21 protein-coding genes are annotated in these 22,042 nt (G+C 38.6%); 4 read left to right on the top strand and 17 right to left on the bottom strand.

Features of this window, described 5'->3' with window-relative positions; all coding sequences use genetic code 11:
• Positions 1–110 precede the first annotated feature (110 nt).
• The gene (locus tag U2718_RS01960; protein WP_341999739.1) at positions 111–1,124 is read left to right on the top strand and encodes a zinc-binding dehydrogenase; all 1,014 of its coding nucleotides are present in this window, start codon (positions 111–113) and stop codon (positions 1,122–1,124) included.
• A 284-nt stretch (positions 1,125–1,408) separates the two neighbouring features.
• Here U2718_RS01960 and fabG read toward each other — a convergent pair whose 3' ends face one another.
• The 3 genes from fabG to U2718_RS01945 form a co-directional block, all read right to left on the bottom strand.
• Complete coding sequence (gene fabG / locus U2718_RS01955; protein ID WP_341999737.1) at positions 1,409–2,110, bottom strand: 3-oxoacyl-ACP reductase FabG; 702 nt, start codon at positions 2,108–2,110, stop codon at positions 1,409–1,411.
• Between the two features lie 205 nt (positions 2,111–2,315).
• Positions 2,316–2,483, bottom strand: a complete 168-nt coding sequence (locus tag U2718_RS01950) for a hypothetical protein (RefSeq protein WP_341999735.1) — start codon at positions 2,481–2,483, stop codon at positions 2,316–2,318.
• On the bottom strand, positions 2,480–2,668 hold the full coding sequence (locus U2718_RS01945) for a hypothetical protein (RefSeq protein WP_341999733.1): 189 nt from the start codon (positions 2,666–2,668) through the stop codon (positions 2,480–2,482). The genes U2718_RS01950 and U2718_RS01945 overlap by 4 nt, the downstream gene beginning before the upstream one ends.
• A gap of 129 nt (positions 2,669–2,797) precedes the next feature.
• Here U2718_RS01945 and U2718_RS01940 point away from each other — a divergent pair, with 129 nt between their 5' ends.
• From U2718_RS01940 to U2718_RS01930, 3 genes are all read left to right on the top strand, one after another.
• Positions 2,798–3,280, top strand: coding sequence for an endonuclease domain-containing protein (locus U2718_RS01940; RefSeq protein ID WP_341999731.1), 483 nt, complete (start codon positions 2,798–2,800; stop codon positions 3,278–3,280).
• Between the two features lie 160 nt (positions 3,281–3,440).
• Positions 3,441–3,800: a VOC family protein gene (locus U2718_RS01935; RefSeq protein WP_341999846.1), complete on the top strand. Its 360-nt coding sequence runs from the start codon at positions 3,441–3,443 to the stop codon at positions 3,798–3,800.
• A gap of 275 nt (positions 3,801–4,075) precedes the next feature.
• Positions 4,076–5,374 (top strand): recombinase family protein, encoded by a 1,299-nt coding sequence (locus U2718_RS01930; RefSeq protein WP_341999729.1) that lies wholly within the window; start codon positions 4,076–4,078, stop codon positions 5,372–5,374.
• A 69-nt stretch (positions 5,375–5,443) separates the two neighbouring features.
• Here U2718_RS01930 and U2718_RS01925 read toward each other — a convergent pair whose 3' ends face one another.
• From U2718_RS01925 to U2718_RS01860, 14 genes are all read right to left on the bottom strand, one after another.
• Positions 5,444–6,064: a class I SAM-dependent methyltransferase gene (locus tag U2718_RS01925; protein ID WP_341999727.1), complete on the bottom strand. Its 621-nt coding sequence runs from the start codon at positions 6,062–6,064 to the stop codon at positions 5,444–5,446.
• A gap of 63 nt (positions 6,065–6,127) precedes the next feature.
• Positions 6,128–7,114, bottom strand: a complete 987-nt coding sequence (locus tag U2718_RS01920) for a class I SAM-dependent methyltransferase (RefSeq protein ID WP_341999725.1) — start codon at positions 7,112–7,114, stop codon at positions 6,128–6,130.
• Between the two features lie 298 nt (positions 7,115–7,412).
• On the bottom strand, positions 7,413–8,561 hold the full coding sequence (glf, locus tag U2718_RS01915) for a UDP-galactopyranose mutase (protein WP_341999724.1): 1,149 nt from the start codon (positions 8,559–8,561) through the stop codon (positions 7,413–7,415).
• A 45-nt stretch (positions 8,562–8,606) separates the two neighbouring features.
• Positions 8,607–10,439 carry a glycosyltransferase gene (locus U2718_RS01910; RefSeq protein WP_341999722.1) on the bottom strand — a complete coding sequence of 611 codons (1,833 nt, stop codon included), beginning with the start codon at positions 10,437–10,439 and terminating at the stop codon, positions 8,607–8,609.
• A 91-nt stretch (positions 10,440–10,530) separates the two neighbouring features.
• Entirely contained in the window at positions 10,531–11,844 is a 1,314-nt protein-coding gene (locus U2718_RS01905; RefSeq protein ID WP_341999720.1) for a glycosyltransferase family 4 protein, read from the bottom strand.
• An 87-nt stretch (positions 11,845–11,931) separates the two neighbouring features.
• Entirely contained in the window at positions 11,932–13,155 is a 1,224-nt protein-coding gene (locus U2718_RS01900; RefSeq protein WP_341999718.1) for a glycosyltransferase family 4 protein, read from the bottom strand.
• 58 nt (positions 13,156–13,213) lie between these two features.
• Positions 13,214–14,194 carry a glycosyltransferase gene (locus U2718_RS01895; protein WP_341999716.1) on the bottom strand — a complete coding sequence of 327 codons (981 nt, stop codon included), beginning with the start codon at positions 14,192–14,194 and terminating at the stop codon, positions 13,214–13,216.
• A gap of 232 nt (positions 14,195–14,426) precedes the next feature.
• Complete coding sequence (locus tag U2718_RS01890) at positions 14,427–15,497, bottom strand: glycosyltransferase family A protein (protein ID WP_341999714.1); 1,071 nt, start codon at positions 15,495–15,497, stop codon at positions 14,427–14,429.
• A gap of 78 nt (positions 15,498–15,575) precedes the next feature.
• Complete coding sequence (locus U2718_RS01885) at positions 15,576–16,853, bottom strand: ABC transporter ATP-binding protein (RefSeq protein WP_341999712.1); 1,278 nt, start codon at positions 16,851–16,853, stop codon at positions 15,576–15,578.
• 2 nt (positions 16,854–16,855) lie between these two features.
• Positions 16,856–17,635, bottom strand: a complete 780-nt coding sequence (locus tag U2718_RS01880; protein ID WP_341999844.1) for an ABC transporter permease — start codon at positions 17,633–17,635, stop codon at positions 16,856–16,858.
• A gap of 142 nt (positions 17,636–17,777) precedes the next feature.
• Positions 17,778–18,734: a glycosyltransferase family 2 protein gene (locus U2718_RS01875; protein ID WP_341999710.1), complete on the bottom strand. Its 957-nt coding sequence runs from the start codon at positions 18,732–18,734 to the stop codon at positions 17,778–17,780.
• 151 nt (positions 18,735–18,885) lie between these two features.
• Entirely contained in the window at positions 18,886–20,301 is a 1,416-nt protein-coding gene (locus U2718_RS01870; RefSeq protein ID WP_341999708.1) for a glycosyltransferase family 4 protein, read from the bottom strand.
• Positions 20,302–20,400: 99 nt separating this feature from the next.
• Positions 20,401–21,405, bottom strand: a complete 1,005-nt coding sequence (locus U2718_RS01865) for a glycosyltransferase family A protein (protein ID WP_341999706.1) — start codon at positions 21,403–21,405, stop codon at positions 20,401–20,403.
• Between the two features lie 38 nt (positions 21,406–21,443).
• The gene (locus U2718_RS01860; protein WP_411813209.1) at positions 21,444–22,028 is read right to left on the bottom strand and encodes a serine acetyltransferase; all 585 of its coding nucleotides are present in this window, start codon (positions 22,026–22,028) and stop codon (positions 21,444–21,446) included.
• Between the last annotated feature and the right edge of the window lie 14 nt (positions 22,029–22,042).

The raw sequence follows: 22,042 nt of genomic DNA, 5'->3' as shown, positions 1-22,042 counted from the left end.
AGGCAGGAGGCAGTCGCTATGAATAAAATTCACCACAAAGTATGAAAGAGGATTCTTTCCCCTACATCCCAAACCCTTAAACCCTTACACCCCTCTTTCAACTCAGGAACATGAGTTTAAGAACTTACAAAAAACTAATAGCAAAAAAAATTTCTCAAGATTTTAAATCAGCTATTGAAATTATAGAAACTCCTATTCCTGAACCTGCTGCTGATCAAATAGTAATTTGTAATAAATTTGCTGGTATCAATAGCGGGTTTGATACATTACTGTGCCAAGGAAAAGTTCCTTACGTTAACTTGACTCCTCCTTTTGATTTAGGAGTAGAAGCTGTTGGCGAAGTGGTAGCTGTAGGAGAGAATATTCAAAATTTTCGAGTTGGTGATGTTGTAGTAACTACTGTGCGGGGAGGAGGTTATCGTGAATATCAGGTTATTGATGCAAACTTAGCAGTAAAGGTACGGGAAGCAACTCCAGAAGTACTAACTTTAATGCCAACAGGAATATCAGCTTTGATGGCATTAGAAAAAGTGGGAGAGATGAAAAACAATGAAGTAGTTTTGGTAACAGCAGCAGCAGGAGGAACCGGGCATATTGCGGTACAGCTAGCGAAGTTAGCAGGTAATCATGTCATCGGTACTTGTGGTTCGCCAAAAAAAGCAGAGTTGCTTGCAAGCTTAGGATGCGATCGCATTATCAACTACCGTACAGAAAACCTCGATCAAGTTCTCAAACAAGAATACCCCAATGGCGTTAATCTTGTTTTTGATTGTGTCGGCAGACAAGTTTTCGACACCTGCGTAGAAAATATAGCAATTCGTGGACGTTTAGTTGTGGTTGGTTTTATTTCCGAATATGGTAGAAATTTAGAGGAGATAACACAACCACGCATTTATCAAAAGCTATTTTGGAAAGCTGCTTCCGTGCGCGGCTTTCTGATGCCTCTTTATCAAGAATATGCAGCCGAAGCACGCGATCGCCTCTTACACCTGTTCTACACCAATCAACTCAAAGTTGCTGTCGATCCAACCCAATTCCAAGGCATAGAATCTATCCCGAATGCTGTTGAATATTTACTCAGCGGCAAAAATTGCGGCAAAGTTGTTGTGAGGTTTAGTCATTAGTTATTAGTCATTTGTTAGTAGGGGAGGCAGCGCGTTGCGGAGCCAGTGCGGTGGACGGGTTCCCCGGCATAAAGCAACTGGCGTCGGGTTCCCCCGGTTGTAGCGACTGCCGTGCGGGTTTATTTATGTATTTTCGCTATCTTCGAGAGATTACTGTTAAAGCCCGCCCGTACAGTGGTTAGTAGTTAATTGTCTGTTGCTCCCTTTCCCATCTCCCCCACTGCCTCTAAAGCTCCTCTGCCTCGTATCCCCTTTCCTTCCCAGCCTCTAGCCCCTTGTAACCCCTAAATACTGCCATAAACAGGAACTGCCGCACCTCGGATATCTTTAGCGGCTTCAGAAGCTAAAAAGCAAATTACTTCGGCTAAAGATTCAGGTTTCACCCATTGAGCGGCATTTTCTTCACCCATAGATTCGCGGTTAGTGGGAGTGTCGATCACGCTGGGAAGAACAATATTAGCAGTGATATTAGTACCCTTGGTTTCGTCAGCGATCGCTTTTGTGAGAGCAACAACACCAGCTTTAGAAGCACAATATGCCGCCAGTTGTCCAGTAGGTTCTACTGCACCTCTGGAGCCAACAGTCACAATACGTCCGTAACCATTGTGCAACATATTTTTGAGGCTATGTTTGCAAACTAGGAAAGTAGTACTTAAGTTGATATCAAAATCACGTTGCCAATTCTCAAAGCTGTATTCATGGGTTTTCCCCATCGAAAAGCCACCCACCAGATGAATTAATACATCAACTTGCACCATCTGTTTAATGAGATTCTCTACCGAAGCTTCATCTTTTAAATCGGCAGTGACAAATTGAATTCTGGCAAAGTTGGCAGGTGAGAGAATACCTTTGAGTCGTTCGATGTCTTTGGGGTTGCGATAGGGAATTGTCACTGCTGTTGCACCTTGCGTCAGAACTGTTGGTGTCACACCCAACCCTAAGCCACCAGTGCCGCCTGTAAGTAAAACGTGCTTGCCCTTTACCACTTTATACACTCCTTTAGCCTTAAATATCAAGATAGCGCGATGGGGAGCTTTGAGTAGAACACGTTACCAGATGATGATAGTGAGCGCGATCGCATTTTTTACCCTACATTTAATATTTTTCTGAAATTGATGTGATTTGTTGTGAACCGTGAATGACAGCAAGGACATCTATTTGTTCGGCTTTGATGTAGTAAATAATTCGATATCAACCTTCAATTACTTCTCGAATTTGCTCTGTTTCAAACTCTGGTACAATCCGACTAGACAAAGGGAAATTAGCAATCTGTTCTGAACGTCTGGTTATACGGTCAACTATTCTAGACGCATACTGGGATGAATTTTGGGCAATCGTTTCTGTCCAATAAATTTTCACTCTGGTAGTCCAAATTTTGCCCGAACTTCCTGCACAAAAGTGACTCTACCAGCCTGACTATCAGCAAGCCCAGCTTCAACAACTTGCCTAACATAAATCTCGTACATTAAGTCATCCCATGTAGAGTTTTCCGGTAATTTGTCAATTAACTTTCGGGCTTCTTCTTTGATGTTTAATCGTTCCATAGACTTTGCATGAAACTGGCTTTAATTATACATTGTAAGCAGAAAATCACTGCCTGCTTGTGAGAGTGCGAGGAGCGCGATCGCTGGGAACAATAAATAAAAACCAGCAGAAAACAAAGATATTAGCACATGCCCTCAGAACAGCACCCAAATCCCGACTCTCATTACCCCTCCAATTCCCCCTCCAATTCCCCCTCCAATTCCCCCTCCAATTCCCCCTCCCCGCAGGCGGGGAGGGGGCTAGGGGGTGGGGTTTGGCAAACCCCCCCGGAACTCTGGGAAAAACTCAAGCCACTGGCGCGACAAATGCGGCGTGAACCCACCCCAGCCGAAGAGAAACTTTGGCAAAAATTAAGAGACAAGCAACTTTTGGGCTTTAAGTTTCGCCGCCAACACGCTATTGATCGCTTTATTGTGGATTTTTACTGTGGGGAAGCGCGTTTAATTGTGGAGGTTGATGGTAAGATTCACGACTACACGCAAGAAAAAGATAGAATCCGCCAAGAATTTTTGGAAAGTTTGGGATTGCGGGTGGTACGGTTTAGGAATGAAGATGTTTTCAGTTCAATTGATGCAGTACTGGAAGAGATTGCAGGTTGGTTGCAGAGATAGAACCCCACCCCAACCCCTCCCCGCAAGCGAGGAGGGGCTATTCCTTCTATTATTTCTTATAAGCTGTGAGTAGTGGGATTTTTTGTTGGGCTTTACCCACTGTCCAAAACAGGTAAATTAAATCCATAGCAACTCACATCCACTCATGTTTGGTGCAACTATGCAGATTACTCAACCTCTCCATACAGCAATTCTGGTTACAGATTTAGAACGCTCCGAACATTTTTATGGCACTGTATTGAGATTAACCAAAGTAGAACGTCCAATGAAATTCCCTGGTGCTTGGTATCAAATCGGCGAGTATCAAGTTCACCTAATAGTTGCGCCAACTGTCCCCAATGAACCCAAACATGAAAAATGGGGACGCAATCCCCACATTGCTTTTTTAGTTTCCGACTTAGATGCCGCTAAACAGCAGCTTTTAAATTATAACTTTCTAGTGCAACCTAGCGCTTCTGGTCGCCCTGCTATTTTTACCCAAGATCCAGATGGAAACGTGATTGAGTTAAACCAGCAGTGAGTGTGCGACGCGGGGACACGGGGAGGGGGAGATGAGGAAGATGGAGGAGATAAGGAAGATGGGGGAGCAACAGACAATTAACTACTAACCACTGTACGGGCGGGTTTAGAAGATAAATTGTCAGTTCTAACCCAAAGTTAATCCATAAAACCCGCACGGCAGTCGCTACAACCGGGGGAACCCGACGCCAGTTGCTTTATGCCGGGGAAGCCGTCCACCGCACTGGCTCCGCAACGCGCTGCCTCCCCTACTAACTAATGACTAATGACTAACTCATGAAAATCTTCGCTTATACTTACACAGATCCGCTTCTGGAAAATGCTCCCGATCCTACGACTTGGGAATGGCAGTTAAATCGACTCTATCAAGATTTGGGAGAGCGATCGCAATTACAACAATTCTTTGCAGACTGCACAACCGATCCACCCGATTGCTTGCTAATTCGCCGTTTGGAAGAATTGGGAGATTCTGTTGAACAAATAAGCGATCGCCTCTTGCAGCTAGAAGCACTGGGGATAACACTGATTGCATTTGAGCAGGGTTATAATTCTTCTGAACAATCTCCCCATTTCCGTGCTGAATTGCTAAAATTATTACAAGAGATTCAGCGTCAGCAACACAGTCGCCGCATTCGCCAAGGACACGCTCGCAATCGTTTAGATGCAACACCCCCACCTGGCAAAGCGCCTTATGGTTATCGTCGTGGTAGAGATAAATACATCATAGACCGTAGTACTTCTCCAGTAGTTAAAGATTTTTTTGAACACTTCTTACTTTATGGTTCGCTGCGAGGAGCAGTGCGTTACTTGGCAAAAAAATACGGTAAGAAAATTTCTGTTACCACCGGACGACGTTGGTTGACTAATCCAGTGTATCGTGGCAACACAGCTTATCAAAACGGTGAAATTATCCCCAACACTCATGCTCCAATCCTTTCTAAGGAAGAAGCAGCACAAGTTGATCGGCTTTTGCGCCGCAATAGTCGCTTGCCATCGCGAACTGCCAGCGCACCTCGTTCTTTAGCCGGATTGGTAGTTTGTGGCGACTGTCAATCACACATGGGTGTCTGCCGTGTCGCAATTCGTAACCAAGATAAAGAGTACCTTTATCTACGTCCGATAAGTTGTCCCCAAAGTCCTAAATGTCGTTCTATTTCCTACCAGCAAGTATTGGATAGTACTATTGGTGCAGTTTGCCGCGACTTGCCAATGGCAGTAGCAAAAATGAATTTTCCTCAATTGGATGCAGTTAAAGATAATTTAGGAAAAGCGATCGTCCATCAGCAAAAAATTCTTGAGCAGTTACCCAATTTAGTAGAAACTGGTGTGCTGGATACAGAAACAGCCAAATTAAGAACATACAAACTCCGCACCGAAATATCTGCACTTGAGGCGAAGCTAGCGACTTTACCACCAGTAAATCTGCGTTCTGTCGCTCAAGCTGTTTCTATTCCTCAGTTTTGGTTAGACTTATCCGAAGCAGAGCGACGGTTTTATTTTCGTGAATTTATCCGTCAAATAGAAATTATTCGTCAAGAAAAAGAATGGAAGTTACAAGTTATTTTTATTTTCTGATAAATAAATAACTAATAAATTTACAAGTCAAGACTAATTACTATGTACAGACGCAATTGTCTCTAGCCACTACATATCTTTATAAGCAACAATAGAATCAGCAACAAATGGAATTAATCTTGAAATAGATTCAAACCCAGGTTTCCAAGGCGCAATGATTTTTTCTACTAACGAGCCTGGATATTTTGTCCATTTACGTAAACCAGCACCCACTACTTTATAGCCATGACGATGAAAATAATTACGCGATACATAACTTAAGTGAGCGTCAAAATCATTAAACCCAACTATTGTATCTGAACCATCTCTAAAACATGGATAATTAGGTGTTGAAATTATCACTTTTTTATTAGCAGCATTCTCTAATGTATTGAGAAATTCTTCTACTTTTTCTTGTTCAATGTGTTCAATTATTTCACAAGCTAAAACTGTATCCCATTTTCCTGGTAGAGGTGATGGCATTACCTGATACCACACATGACGATAGCATTTTTGTTGAGAACAATATTCTACGTTTGCTTGAAACGCATCAATGCCATCAACTAACGGAGGTTTGTCTAATCCAGATTCCCAAAAATTAGCTTGAATTAAATTACCCCATCTTCCTAAGCCACAACCAACATCTAGTACTGTTTCTCCTGTAATTAAGGGGACAACTATTGGATCTAGATAAAGTGGTGAAGAACTCATAATTACTCCATATTAAAAATTACATTTTGTCATGAGAATTGTAACTGAAGATATAAAGAACAATTATCTGAAGACAAATTCTGTTATCCATTGACTGACTGAATTCTTTTTTAATTGTTGCCAAATCTGTGTCTTGAGCAAGCGATCTGCAAAATTAAGCTTTCCATCATTACTTAACTTACGTATCAGAGCCATACCAAAATTATTGGGACTTGTCTTAACCTCCACTAAATCAAAATGAGAATTATTTTTGAGAAATTTGTCAATTACAAATCTTGGCCCATCCCAATCGCAATTATCAGGATATATATCATGTAATAAGATATATCCTCCAATTGAAACATGAGGATAAAAAAGTATTAAATCAGTAAGGCATCCCCTTTTAGTATGGTCTCCATCAATAAAAAGGAAATCAATGGGTTTATTTATGATTTCATGATATTTCTTACCCATTTCTTGAGAATTCATTTTATGAAACTTAATTCGATGAGACAGTTGAGCAGTAACTACGGATTCTTGGGCATATTCGAGAGGATTACTCAAATATCCATACCGATGAGGTAGCCACGGCATAATATCATCAAATAAGTCAACAGAGTGAATAGTTGCTGGGCTTTCTATTTGCTCTAAACCAGCAGCCATCCATATAGTGGAAATACCTGTAAAACAACCAATCTCTAAAACATTTTTGGGATTAATATTGCAAACTAAGCTTTTCATAAATTCTCCTTGTTCTGGTGACAAAGGAGAAGGATAATTAAAGCTTTTTTGATACATTTTAGTTAAAGTAATAGCCCAGGAAGATGTACAATTATTTAACCAGTCTGGGATTTTATAATAGTTGCGATCGCCTGCCATACCTTTAAATGCAAAATAATCATCAAAGAAGTCTTCAAGGGTATGTTTAGGAATGTGGATAACATTCTGTAGTTTAACTGTATTGATATTTCTGTCTTTGACAAATGTTGTCACCTCTTCTTGTGGAACTTTGAGAATTTGAGATAATTCTTCGCTAGAGTACAAAGTTTCATTTTCGTAATTTACAGGCATAATTTACCTCTTATACTAATTTTGGATTTTGGATTAAAACCATTGATTAATAGGCTAGTTCAGAATTTTGAAACAAGACTTCCTACACCAATTTGGTATTAATTTTGAAATTCAAACTTTATTTTGCGCTGAAAATATAGGCTTGATCTAAACAAATTGGAAAATAACTACGATTCCAAATCCAATGTTGTAGGGTGCGTTGTCGCATAGTGCAACGCACCATTTTAAACAGAACTTACGCAAAATACCTCTCTAACTTTTATTCCTCCGTGTTCCTGTGCCTGGAGTGGTTTTATTCTTACGTAACTCCTGCATAAGTTCTAATAGAATTAGCTATCTCTTTCTCAAACACACCAAGCGATCGCACTACAGCCTGATCCATGTCGTAGTACTTATATTCAGCCAGCCGCCCCACAAAGATAACTGTGCCGTTCAGTTTCTCTACCTCTTTGAGATAAAGATCTAGCCGCTCACGGTTCTCCTCGCGGGGTATAGGATAATAGGGATCATTTTTCCCTGGTACGTAAGCTTGGGGATATTCCATTACCAAAGTAGTTTTGGGTGAGGTTTGCCCAGACAAATATTTTTGTTCTGTAATGCGAGTGATGTTGTACTCGTTGGGATAATTGACTGTACCTACTTCTTGATAATATTCTTGATCCAAAGTATCAAACTGAAAGCGCAAACTACGATAAGGCAACTCACCATACATATAATCAAAGAAGGTATCAATTGGCCCAGTACAGATGATCCGGTTAAACTTAATGTCATTGATAATTTCCCGGTAATCTGTGTTTAGGAGTACCTTGATGTTGGGGTGAGCAAGCATTCGGCGAAACATCTCGGTGTAACCATGTTTTGGCATAGCCTGATATCTATCTTGAAAATAACGGTTATCCCGACTGATATAAACTGGAACACGTCCTGTTACTCCACGATCCAATTCTTCAGGCTTTAAATCCCACTGCTTCATTGTGTAGTGGAGGAAAACATTTTCATAAATGTAGTTCGCTAAAAAATCTAAATCTCCGCTAGCGCTTTCACGCAATTTGAGAATAGGGACTTTAACTCCAAAACCGAAGTGTTCTAGAAGCGAATTCTCCAGCTTTTCTGCATAGCGTGGGGGAAAAAGAGCATAGAGGGAATTTAGATTAAAAGGAATAGGCACTTTCTTGCCTTCCACTACTCCCAACACATGATGATAGTAGTGTCTCCATTCAGTAAATTGAGAGAGATAATCCCAGGCTTTTTTAGACTTGGTATGGAAGATATGAGGGCCATATTTATGTACTAAAATGCCATGCTCATTATAAGAATCGTAAGCATTACCGCCGATGTGATCTCGCCGTTCTACAATCAGCACTCGTTGTGCCAATTGAGTTGCAATCCTCTCAGCTAGCACGCAGCCTGAATATCCAGCCCCTATAATTAGCCAATCTGCTTTCATGCTGCTTCTCCTTGCTTAAAATAAGTTGAATATTAAAACTTTGTTTTACTTTTGAGGTTCGAGATACTCTTGCCAAAATTGCATAGAGGTTAAATCGTTGAATGCTTTTTTCCACTCTGCACTGACACTTGACCATTTCAAACTACTTCTAATTACAGAGTTAAACCAGGTAAATAAAATATTAAGTCCAGCTTTTTGCTCCAGTTCGTACTGATAAGAGTTAGGATTTTCTTCTATGACATAAAGAATTCTTTTTTTAGCTAAAGCTTTACAAATAGAGTCACGTTCTTTGTCTTTCAAACCTAATCGAATCACTGCACTTTCATTAGCTATTAAAAATTGCGGTAGTAAATGACCATTAAGCGTTAACAAACTAATCATTTTTTGGAATTTCCCAGCTTTAGTAATTTTATAATCTTCACTTTTTGCAACGGAATTAGCTATTATAGTTTGGTTTTGATAACTTCTACTGAAATTAACAATCTTCAAATGCAGAATCTCTGGAGTATTACTTGTAATGAAATTAGGGCCTTGCATATAATCTTCAAAACCTTTGACTACCATTTGTGCGGAGTTGTAATCAAAGATGAATAAATAATAAAGTATATTATTTGTGAAAGTTTTAACTGTTTTCACATATTCTAAAGAACTATGAATTGAATTGGTAATTAAGTGATTGCGAATGTAATAGTAGAAATCCCAAATAGGTCTTTTAGCATAAAAAGGTTCGTGCCACACAGCTACCGATGGGAAAGCCACTATTGCATTCTCAAAATATTCATTAATTCTTAAACCAAACTCCATGTCATCTATTTTAATGAATAAGGGGAGCGGCAATCCAATTTTTTCGACAATTTCTTTAGAAAATCCGAAAAACCAAAATCCCCCATAATCTATATCGTCTTCTATTAAAAGCGAGTTAAGTGTGGTGGTGTCTCGTAAATCAAGATTGTGTTTGAGAGGATAGCCTGTGAATTTATCCTGCTTGATATTTCCTTCTTCATCGATAGATTTGTTATATATTGCTCCTGCTTCATACAAAATATGTTTTTTGTATAAATCCAACATACTACCAGCTATAGCAAAATCCTGCTTGGCATACTCATACAAACAAAAAAACCTGTAAATAGCTTCACTGTCTAACTCTATATCGTCATCCATAAACAAGAAGTGGGTATAAACGCCTTCTTGCAAAGCTTCAATCAATCCCTTAGTAAAACCACCACTTCCTCCGACATTGCGATTAGGAATTAGCTGCACTCTACAATCTTTAAAATCACTCGAATTCAGAGTTTTACCATTATCTACTACAAAAACTTTGAATTTTTTCTCCTGCAAAAACCTGTCTTGTAAAATAGTGTTGACTGTCTTTTTTACATAGACTTCTTTTTTGAATGTGCAAGTGATGATAGCTAAAGACACATCCCGATGCTTTTGTTGTTCGGTTACGATTAATCCTTCTGTAAATAAACCTTGTTTGCTAAGGCAAGTTATTTCCAGATAAATCCTACCAGCTTCTTGAGTTTGCTTGAGTTCTGGCAAGATAACTTTTACATAATTTGATAATTGACAATCCTTAATCTTTTGACTATAAATAAGTTCTCTAGAACTTGCTTCTGAAGTTTCCCGATAAACAAAAACTTCAAAATCTCCCTCTAATCTCAGTAAACAATGAAGTGAATTTATAGAGGTATATTTTGTATAGTGTTTTTCATAGATTGAATTGAAATAAGTGTTCAAAGATATAGTACTATCTTCGTGTAAAACAATTTGATTACTGTCTTCGTTCAAATTAATTGAGACATCATCAGAAACATGAAAATATAAATCAGAAATCTCAAAGTTTGGAGGAAATTGAACTCTACTAACTATATTCATCTGCTTCTTACCTTTTAGATGTATTTACTAAGAAAATGTTGTCAAATGTGAAATGCTAATCTTTGAAACTTGCTTAGAGAGGGTATTTTACCTACTGCTTACTACTTAGTTGCTGTAAATACTGGTGGGTATAATCCACAAACGGTTGATAAGCTGCTTGAGGAGATAGCTTGGCGATCGCGTACCTATGAGCTTGTTCCTCCATCCATTGACGCTTTGCTTTTTTGGTTAGAACTGTGTGCATGGCTGCTGCGAAATCTTCAGGTGTATCTGCTACTAAAACAGCACTACCAACAACCTCTTGTAGTCCTTGAACGCCTACACTGGTAGAAATACAAGCACGCCCATAGGACATTGCCTCGACAAGTTTAATTTTCAGCCCGCTACCAGCCAATAAAGGAACCAGACAGAGTTCAGCCGCGCCATATTCTGATTCCAAATTGTCAACTCTACCTAAAAAGCGAACATTTGGATAATTTCCTTGAATTAAATTACACACAAAACCGCATACGTGGAGAGTGACATTGGGCATTGATTCTATAACCCTTAGCCACACATCTTCAAGAAACCACTTAAGACCATAGTAGTTGTGGTCTGCACCACTACCTACAAACAGGCAACGACCGGGTACTTGCTTGTTAGTATGAGAGTGGCATACTGCAGATATGGGCATTGAAATTACGTCACACTGAGATACCATTTCCTTAAAAAACCTAGCATCTTCTTCCTGAATAGCCAGCAGCACTTGTGCTTTACGTAACTGTACAACTTCCTTGTTCCTATCCCATTCTGAAATGTCTATGTGTGCTCCGATTTGTTTTAAATCTGCAACTCTTCTATGAAGAATGTCATGTGTTAATATGACTTTTAATATTGATAAATCGGCTGAGATAACATCAAATACATCACTTAGCCAAGCGTAATTAACGACGACAACATCTGGCTTAAATCTAGCAAACTGTGAACCTGTAAAAGCTACTTCCTCTGGAGTTGCCAAAATATCCCACTTTTGAGTAGAAATCACATATAAAGGCTTTATCTGTCGTTTATTTCTGGCAGAACGGTAAATGTTTTTCAGTTTTTCTGGTAAGCGATCATAAGCCAATCGTACTAACTCAATTAACCAATCTGATAAAGAGTTAAATCTAAGCAGAAGGCGACCTATTTTCAGGTTATTTTTAACTGACACATTAGCAAGTGTTGCTAACGTAGGCGGAATGATGTACCAGGGAGTTCTACCGTTAGGTGATGAATTAGTAAGTACATACTCAATTTCATAACCAGCTTGCCGCAAGTAGCGCATAAAATCAAGTAGATAAGTAGCATTACCAGCAGTGTTTTCGACAGGAACATCTCTACTAATAAATTGAATTTTGATATGACGATTAATATCTTCTTTTAACATATATTAACTACTATTATCAGTTTTAACCTTACTGTCATTATTAAAAAATAGCTTAATTGAAATTTTAAAATCAATAAAACTGACTATCTAATTAAGTCTATTTCCTAAGAGTTCAATAACTTTTTGGTTATAATCTTTAGCAAATACATAGGCATTTTCTGAGAGATTCCTAGACAAGATTGGATTCATCATAACTTGAATTATAGATTGAGCAAATTCGTCTAAATTCTTAGCAACAATAAAAGCTTGATTAGCTCCTTGCTCTAGTCCTTTAGCACCTTCAGGTGTAGTAATCAACACTTTAGATTGTCCTAAAGCTTCAATAGTTTTGATTTTTAAACCTGTCCCAAAGAGAATAGGATTAATAACTATATCAGCAGTATCATAAACCTCATTTATGTTGTCTATATATCCAAGCTTGACGCATCCGTCAGTATCCTCTATCACTTCACAGATATTTCCTGCGATCGCAAGTTGAACATCAGGAAGCTTTGCTCTAACTTTTGGTAAAACTTCTTTAATAAAGTAGCCAAAGCTATGAATATTGATTTCATTTCTAGAAGCTACATAAAGAATTTTTCTACGAGGCTGTGCAATCTGTTTCGGTCTGCGCAGTGGAACCGTATGACCTATAGTTATAACTTTGTTTCCTACTAGCTTTTTAAAATATTCTTCTTCTTCTTTTTGTACGGCTATAACTAAATCTGCTCGGCAAAGTCCCTTTATTTCCTCTTGAAGAGTTGTAGAGTACCAATAATATTGTTGACCGTTATTTTTATATAAATTAACTCTATCATTGAATATATCGTGAGTATCAATTATTTTCAAAACGTCATCACTAAAGTATTTGAGAGCTTTAGAGAAAAATACATATTCAACAATTACAATATCTGGCTTAATTTTTGTTTGTAATTCTACTAAAAACTGATTTATAGAATTATCGTACCAATCATCTACCGCACCAGGAAATTTAGGATAGTTGGTTAGAAAACATCTTAATTTTCTAATAATTCTTGCAAATAAGCTCCGTTTTCTTTGCCAGCAATCTGTATAGGGTAAAGAGTAAAAATTCTCTCCCCAAGTTTGGCACATTAAATCTTCATCTGCTATCTCCTGTTGAATGTACAAAAAATGTACTTCATGACCTAGATTTTTTAGGTTCATTAACAGATTATAAATTCTAGTTCGATTACCTGCATTTTGAGGATGGGACGGAACAGGAGATATAACTAGTACTTTTTTTGATGTACTAGTTATTCTATTTTGACTGAGAAAAACAGGAGCCATATCCAGAATAAAACTTTGAAACATACAAATTTCCATTCATCTATTTTTTGCTTTATAATTCTGGGTTGAACAATTGAAATTTTTACAACCACTCGACTTGCCAAGCTTTTTCTGATAACTTAGCTTCCCTCCTTCCAGTTGCTTCAGCTTGAATAATGAGTAAATCAATAGGTGTGATTAACAAGTCTAAAAGAGTGGCTTTACCTACAATCATTTTCACGGCTGTAAGTGGCAATTCTTTTAATAGCCACCGGAGCCAGTGATAGAAGTAGTCTTTAACATTCCATATGTTTTGGAAGACATCAGTACCATACAGTTCTTTCAAATATTGATGAGAACGCCCGTAACGGTGGAATTGATTTGTAATTTCCCGCAGATTGACACGGTGACGGTGCTGAACTATGGCTTTATCCGCACAGCAAAATCGCCAAGAGGATTGCTGTTGAATTCGCCAACAGATGTCAGCGTCTCCACCCGTTGTGAGATAGGGGCGAAACAAACCAACCTTTTGCAAAGTTTGGCGTCGAATTGCTAAATTTGCTCCTGCTGCATAAGGAAGAAATGGATGAGATGCTGCTCCTTCGTGACACAAAATCTTCCTGTTGGCTGCATACTTCTCTAATAGTGTTTGCCCTGGTAAAGCAGATATCGCACCAGCAACCACACCAACTGTAGGATCGGCAAAGGCTTGAACAATAAAATACAACCAATCTGGCTGGGGACGACAATCGGCATCGGTAAAGGCGATAATTTCACCATTGCTAGCACGAATACCAGCGTTGCGAGCAGCGTATGAACTTTGAATTTTATTTTCGCTTTGGTAGCGAATTGTTATTCCCTGCTGTTGTGCATCTTCACTTTTTTGTTTGATAATTTCGGCTGTGCGATCGCTACTGCCATTGTCCACCAATATATACTCGACGCGATCGCGCGGATAAGTTTGCACGCACAAACAATTTATCAAGTCTGGTAAGTCTGCTTCACCGTTATAAACCGGAACAACAACCGAAACCTTGGGCAAAAATGCTTGATTATTTAAACTATCTGTTTGATTGTTAATCATATTTATACAAGCTTATAGTTTATGTTTGATAGCTTTTCATCAAGCCAAGAAATAAATTTTTTGGCTAATAACTAAAGTCAGTTCAATCTGACTACAACAATCTTTAAGTAAGTTTTAACTGAGTTCTGCTCCAAGACAGAGAATTTATTCTCTGGCAGTCAATTGGGTAGTACAAGATATCAAAGAACAAAGCTCAACAATATTTTTTTGGTTTCATTCCACAAATTATGATTTACGATTGGTGTAGATAGGTGAAATTATCTTCTGATTGAGAATAAACCCTGAGCAAAAAGTCACTTTTTAGATAAGTGACGATGCTACCAATAGTAAGAATAGATTCCAAAAATAGTACAATTGGTACTGCTAAAGGTAGAAAAAATGAGCGGCTTTTATCTTCTTGTAAAACAGCAAGAATTTTCTCATGATCAAACGGTTTTATTAGCTTGATTATGGAGATAATTCCTTTGATTTTCTGAGGTAGTGTCCAATTTAAATCCGTAGATAATTGAGCATAATCTGTCCAATCCGAATTTTTTGTCAAAAGATACTTAATGTGCTCCTTCAACACGCGATCTCGTCCCATTAATAAATAACGCCAAATACAAAAAGACAGTGTTGGTGGTTCGTGAGTCGCTTGAGCTTTTGGGTGTTTCCAGATTTTGTTTCCCAGAAGGGAATGAAAATAGTAACAATGTATGTCGCAATTACCCCGATAAAGCGGTAAATTAGTAGGGATAGGATATTGCAAGATAAAATCACGACGAAAGGCAACAGCATTTAGAAAATAGTAGTCTGATATATATGGTTCCTGTTGATCTGAAAATCGAGGAAAGAAGTAGTGTATTGCTATGGCGAGTTCATACGCATTTCTGACAGGTGTACTTGTCTCTCCAGCAACAACATTAATGTCTGAGCTTTGCAAGAAAGTAGTAAGTATATTCCTCAGCCAATTTGAGACATAGACACAATCTGAGTCGCAATAAACAATAATGTCACCTGTGGCTAGGGTAGCACCAAGCATTTTTGCTTCATAGTAGCCTAATCCAGGTGCTTTTTGCACACTAATCCAAGGATATTTAGAGCATATTTTATCTATCACTTCTTGTGGTGCATAGCCACCATCAATGATTAAAAATTCATTGGCTTGCTCAGGTGAGATATCTTGGGCAGCAATTGAAGCTAAACTTCGATAGATATTATCTAGTTCTACACTTGCAAGATTTTCGGTTTCAAATACAATCGAGAAACTAGGTAAGTTTGTCTCTATTGATTGCTTAACTTGTTCTTGACTGAGAGATTTCATAGTATTTATCTTTCCTTATTTAGAAATATGATTTGTGTTTACTATGTCTTCTTTCATTAACAAACAAATTGAAGTATTTTAAGGATGTATTATATTCCACTTGCGAGGTTGATAGAATAAACATCTACTGATGCTTTCTTCTCTTCCTTCTACCCGAAATTGAAAGGATTCTACTGCATCGAGATGATACATCCTCTCCTTTTTCGCATATACATCCATGATGTAAATTCCTAGCTTTAAGCCCATGTAAGGCATTTCTAATTGGACTTCATTTTCACCGGGCAAAAGGAATATATTATTTTTGTCTTTTAGGTTGTTAATAAGTAAAATTGTGTCGCCTCCTTCTCCTAATCCCTTGATAGCGAATGTAATACTAACATCCTCAAGTTTTGCAAGAACTTTACATTTAATACATAAAAAAGTTTGTTCACCACTTATAGGTGATTCAATTATTTCACCTTGACTATTTCTAAAAAATAGAGATTTAATTTCTAAACCATAACTTTCTCTTTTCCGCAAAAAGGGAATTAATTGTGTTTCAGCTTCTAATTCATTTAAAAATAAATCCCTTTCGTACTGATTAATAATTGAGCCTGCATCATCATATCCAAGAAACTCACCTTGTTTGAGATAAACAGCAGATTCGCATACAGTTAGAATTGAATGAGCATCATGGCTAACTAAAATAAAAGATGTACCTTTTTGACGCAGATCGTGCAATTTCTGAAAACACTTTCCTCTAAATCGACTATCTCCAACAGCCAAAACTTCATCAATTAAAAGAACGTCTGGCTCAGTATGAATTGCACTGGCAAAACCTAAGCGTGCTGCCATTCCAGAACTATAACTCTGTACTGGTGCATCAATTGCATCTCCTATTTCTGCAAACTTGACAACTTCATCAAATCGCTCATTTATTTCCTTTGTAGATAAACCTAAAATTGACATATTGGCATAAATATTTTCTCGCCCAGTCAAAATAGGATTAAATCCAGCCCCTAAGGCAATTAAAGGTGCTATCCGACCATTAACTTCTACAAAACCAGTATCGGGTTTAATCAACCCTGCAATAATCCGCAATAGGGTAGATTTTCCACTGCCATTTTTACCAACTAAACCAAGTGCTTCTCCTCGGTGTAATTGAAAATTAACATCCTTTAACGCCCAAAATTCTTTAAGTCGAAGAATGTCGTTTTTCTCTCGCAAACCAAGAACTTCAGAAGCAATATCCTGAATACCATAGAGTAGCGATCGCTTTAAATCTCGACAAAACTTTTTAGCAACTCCGTTAACCGAAAGAACTACTTCATCTTTGTATGAATTTGCTGAAATTTCTTGCTGATCAATGTTAATCATTATTAAGAACTCATTCTTTCAACTACATAAGGCATTGCAAGACGATAGATAATCCAAGCTAACAGTAATCCCACCATTGCAATTAGGCTGGCTATCCAAAATCCTTGTGGATCGGATATCACACCTGTTGTTGCCAACTCCCGCGTTGTTACTAGCAAAGGTGTAACAGGATTTAGATTGACAATAGAGCCGAATATTCCATGATTGGGAACTGGATAAACTACTGGGGTAAGAAATAGCCAAAATCCAGTGATTAAGGTTATCCCCATTGAAAAATCTTGATAAAGAGCGCTTAGTGGAGCTAACAGCAAACCAAAAAAAGTTCCTAGCAATACTAAATGAATTAATGCGACTGGTGCTAAAAAAACGCTCCAAGTGATTGGGATTTGATACCAGATGAACAAGCCTACAATCAGAATTAGTTTGATGCCAAAATTGAAAAAAACTTCACCCAATTTGGCAACGATTAGCGCTTCTCTGGGGAAATTAATTCTAGAGAGCATCATCTTAGCAGCTGTTACTGCTTGAGGTGGCCCGTTCAGCGCTTCGACAAAGGTTTGCCACAATGTCATGCTGAACATGACATAAGCAGGATAGGGCAAGTCCGTAGCACCAATGTTGACAACTCCACCTCCTTGAGCAAGAGTAAAGCCAACTGCCATGAGTATTGGAGGTATAATTGCCCAGAAAATACCTAAAAATGACTGACGATATTTAGCCCTGATATCCCGAATCATCAGTCGCCAAGCTAAATCTCGTGATGCTAATAAATCCCGCCCCATTTCTTTGAATAATTGAAGCGGATGCCTCATTAGACTTTCAGGGCGATGCACTATTCTGTGATCTCTTGGAGTTACTTTTTGAACTGTATTTTGTCTCAAATACCGCTGACTTTTGTGCATCATTATTAATTTGAATCACTAATTAGACTGAGATACCAAATATGCGTTGGCGTAAGATATGAGTTAAACTTCGCACTCCATCGTAGCCATCAGCACCAAACCAACGGATCATGGCGATCGCTAAACTCAAACGCAGATATTTTTCAGAAAAGAACACTTGCGGATAGTGTAGAAAAGCTTGTTGACGGAAATGAATCGCCTTTTTGTAGTCTCCTTCATCTACAGCCAGCCATGCTAAACCAAAAAATATACTGGTGTAACACCGATTTCTCAAATACAACTGCTCTAGGGGAACAGATGCAAATGTTTTCTCGACAACTTGGCGAAGTTCCTTAATCATTCCTTGGCGGTTTCTGGAGAAACTATTAGGAAGTTGTCGATAGCGGACTAAAGGTTCTTTGACGACTGCAATCGGATAGCGATAAGCAATGCGAACCCACATATCTAAATCTGGTGCATAAGCCAAATTCCGATCAAATAGCCCAATATTATCAAAGCAATTTCGTCTAACTAACGGTGAACTTCCACTAGAAATTGGGTCATTTTCTAGCAATTTATTCCATACATTACCTTCAAGATAGGAAGCAAAAATTCTACCTGTGGGATTGTTTTCTTGATCGACTAAAAGCGTCCAAGTATATACCAAACCTACTGTTGATTGCTCATCTAAACAACGTACCTGTTTTTCTAGCTTTGTTGGCTCCCACAAATCATCAGCATCTAGAAAAGCTATATACTTTCCCTGAGCATTAGTGATGCCTGTATTACGTGCTGCCGAGACACGTTGATTTGGTTGCGTAATCAATTTTACGCGTGTATCCGCAATACCAGCAACCCATTCCACAATGTTATCTGTACTGCCATCATTAACAATCAATACTTCAAAATCAGTGAAAGTTTGCTGCAAAACACTTTCTAAAGTTTCTGGCAAAAAAGCCATAGCATTGTAAGCAGGAATGACAACAGTAACTTTTGGCATATTTGACTCCAAAAAAGTTGATTATTGGTATTAGTAGGGGCGGGTTTTGCTGATAATCTTGCTGATCAAACCGATTATTTATCTTTTAAACCCGCTCGTACAGTGATTAGTAGTAGAAAACAAGACATAATTTTGTTTATTTTCGTAAAACTTACGGGTGATTTAGATCCCCGACTTCTTTTGACTCCACTTTCTGCCTCAACATAAAGTCTCGTAATTGCTTGCCTATTACCTGAGGCGAAAAGTATTCCTCTATGCGGCGACGAGCGCGCTTACCTAACTCGCGTCCCCAAGCTTCATCATCCAAAACACGACTGAGTGCTTGCGCTAGTGCGGTTGCATCTTCCCTTGGCACAACTAAACCACCAGAAATCTCTCCTCCTTCCAAGATGTCGGGAATACCAGGAGCATCAGCTGCAACTACGGGCAAACCACAAGCCATTGCTTCCAGTGGTGCGACAGGAAAACCTTCTTGTCGAGAAGCCAGAGTGTAAACATCTGCCGCCGAGAGATAAAGCCGAAGTATAGAGCGATCGTTGACAAATTCGTCTTGCCAAATCACGCCTTGTAAGTTCATATTTGCAATACATTCGCGCAATTTGTTTGCGTCTGAACCTGTTCCTACTAGGAGTAACTGTAAGTTTCGATCAGGGCGATCGCGACAAATCTTTTCCCAAGCGGTTAACAGAATGTCTAGCCCTTTGCGATGAAAATCTATACGCCCATGACACACCACTATCTGAGCATCCAGTGGAATGCCAAGTGCAGAACGTGCCTGAGTCCGATCAATGGAATACCAGGTTCCTGTATCCATTGGAGTGAAAATGCGAGCTATTTTAGCAGGCGGTAGTTGATAGCGATCGCGAACCCGTTCAATCTCTTTTTGCGTTGAAATAATTACACCTGTACATTCTCTTAATGCCATCTGTCGCAGGGGGTATTCCAGAAAACTGTGTGTCTTGTCACCTCCTTGAAAAGTGGCAAATACTGGTAAACTCATTAACTTGCCTAGAAATACGCAAGCATCAAAGCGGGCATACTCATACTCTTGACACAAAATTGTTTCACAACCCTCGTTTCTAATTTCCTGAATAAGTAAGCCTAGTGGTGTAGATAAGTAAGTTCCCATACTCTGAGCCAGATTCTTAAGTGTTGTAAGTAGGGAACGACGGGTGGCATTCAAGTCTTGAATGTCTGTGAATGTTTTTCCCTCACTCGCACCATAAAATCTGAGTGCTTGATGTCGCACCATACGGTAGCCAAGATAGCTTTTAGGAGCCGGCAACACGCAGATGGTGGCACCAGTAGGCACATGGGTAAAGCGTGAAACTTCAGCAACACGAGCAGAAATGCAGAATAGCACTGTTCGTACACCAACCAGTTTTAGCGCATTGATGTAGCCAAACATCCAGCTACCCACAAACTCATGACAGTAAGTCTCGAATGAAATATTAATGTGATCCAAAAAATCGTCGATTAGATCCATGCAATGCAGTAATGCGATCGCTGGTTCTTTATTTTTATTTGGAATTCGTGATTCTTGTTTAACAACGTCAGGCGCTAGCATAGTTTTATCTATTCCACTATGGGAGTTTAAATTCCTATCCCAAACCTTTTGCTTTTCCCTCCCTATCTCCTGTTCACTTTTAAAGTCCATTGTTTACAGTTAATTAGTAGATTTATCCGCAATAGTGAAAGTATTTATGGAACTTAAATTTGGAAAATTTAAAATCTGTCGGCGCAGAGTATAAGTAAGTTCTAGCAATTTGCTATAGTTATTAGTTCCAAATAATTGCAGCGCTGTTATTGCCACACTCAAGCGCATATACTCACGAGAATAACGTAGTTGAGGGTAGTAGGAAATAGCTTGTTGTCGATAATAAGATGCTAGGTTGTAATCTCTACAGTTACTTTGCAAAGCTTTCCAAGCTAAACAAAGGTTAGCATATCCATAACTGTGATTTTTTAAGTACATTAGCTCCTTTGTTACAGAGCAAAATGCTTTTTCAATTACCAAATTTAATGCTTGCTCTAGCACTTGAATATTTTTAGAGAGGCTGTTAGGAACTTGCCGATAATAATAAAGAGGTTCTTTGATAACAGCAAAGGGATAATGAGAGGAGAAACGAATCCACATATCCCAATCTTCAGCAAAATTTAAATTTGGTTCAAATCCCCCGACAGTTTGCAAACAACAACGACGAACCATAACAGAAGAACAAGCTACCATATTTTTCTCCAGTAGTTGCTTCCAAGCATTACCTTCAGCATTGGAAGTCATTACTCTACCGCTAGACTTACCCTTGCAATCAATTAAAACCATCCAGGTATGTACCAAGCCTACTGACGGATTTTGATCTAGACAAATAACTTGTTTTTCTAACTTTGTCGGTGTCCATAAATCATCAGCATCTAAGAATGCCACATATTCTCCTTGAGAGTGGGCAATACCTGTGTTGCGTGCTATTGATACACCTTGATTTTCTTGCGAAATTAATTTCACCTGTGGATCTTTTAGTTCACACACCCACTGCACAATCTGATCTGAGCTACCATCATCAATAATTAGGACTTCAAAATCTGTAAAAGTCTGCCTCAAAACACTATCTACCGTTTCTGGCAAATAGTTCATTGCATTGTAAGCTGGAATAATCACAGAAACTTTTGGCATAAATTCAACCTTTAGAGTGAAAATAAAAAGACTCTTAATTAAGAATTAATTGATACTGACAGATGTTCTAAAGCATCTAATCCTTTATCTAAAATAGGAGTCGAATTAATATTTAATATGCGAATAACTCTTGCAGGATTACCCGCAACCACAGCACCTGCGGGAACATCTTTGACAACGATAGAACCAGCCCCAATTACGGCATGATCACCAATTACTATTGAACCAATAATGACAACGTTGGAGCCAATATCTACATTATTTCCAATTTTTGGACATTTACTATAGGAACCATCGGGTAGTTTTTTGTTGCCAATTGTTGTTGAATGCCTGAGAGTACAATTAGCTCCGATGATAGTTTCATGATTGACAACCAAAGCCACACTATGAATTAGTTTAAGACTGGCACCTACTTGTGTATCCCAAGGTAATTCAACGTTTAATATCCAATCTACTATTAATTGATAAAAGACTCTAGAAAAAGTAGAAAATAAGGAAAAAGGTGCAGGTAAACGACCAAGTAATTGTGCTGAACGAAACATCAATAATATGAAACGAGACTTAGTACTAGTGTCGTCATTTACCTGCCAATCTTGCGTAATATAATTTATGAAGGTACTCATATCTAGATTAGGCT

This window comes from Chlorogloeopsis sp. ULAP02 (assembly GCF_038404745.2).
In the GTDB taxonomy this organism is placed as follows: domain Bacteria; phylum Cyanobacteriota; class Cyanobacteriia; order Cyanobacteriales; family Nostocaceae; genus Chlorogloeopsis.
This window is presented reverse-complemented; position numbering and strand designations above follow the sequence as displayed.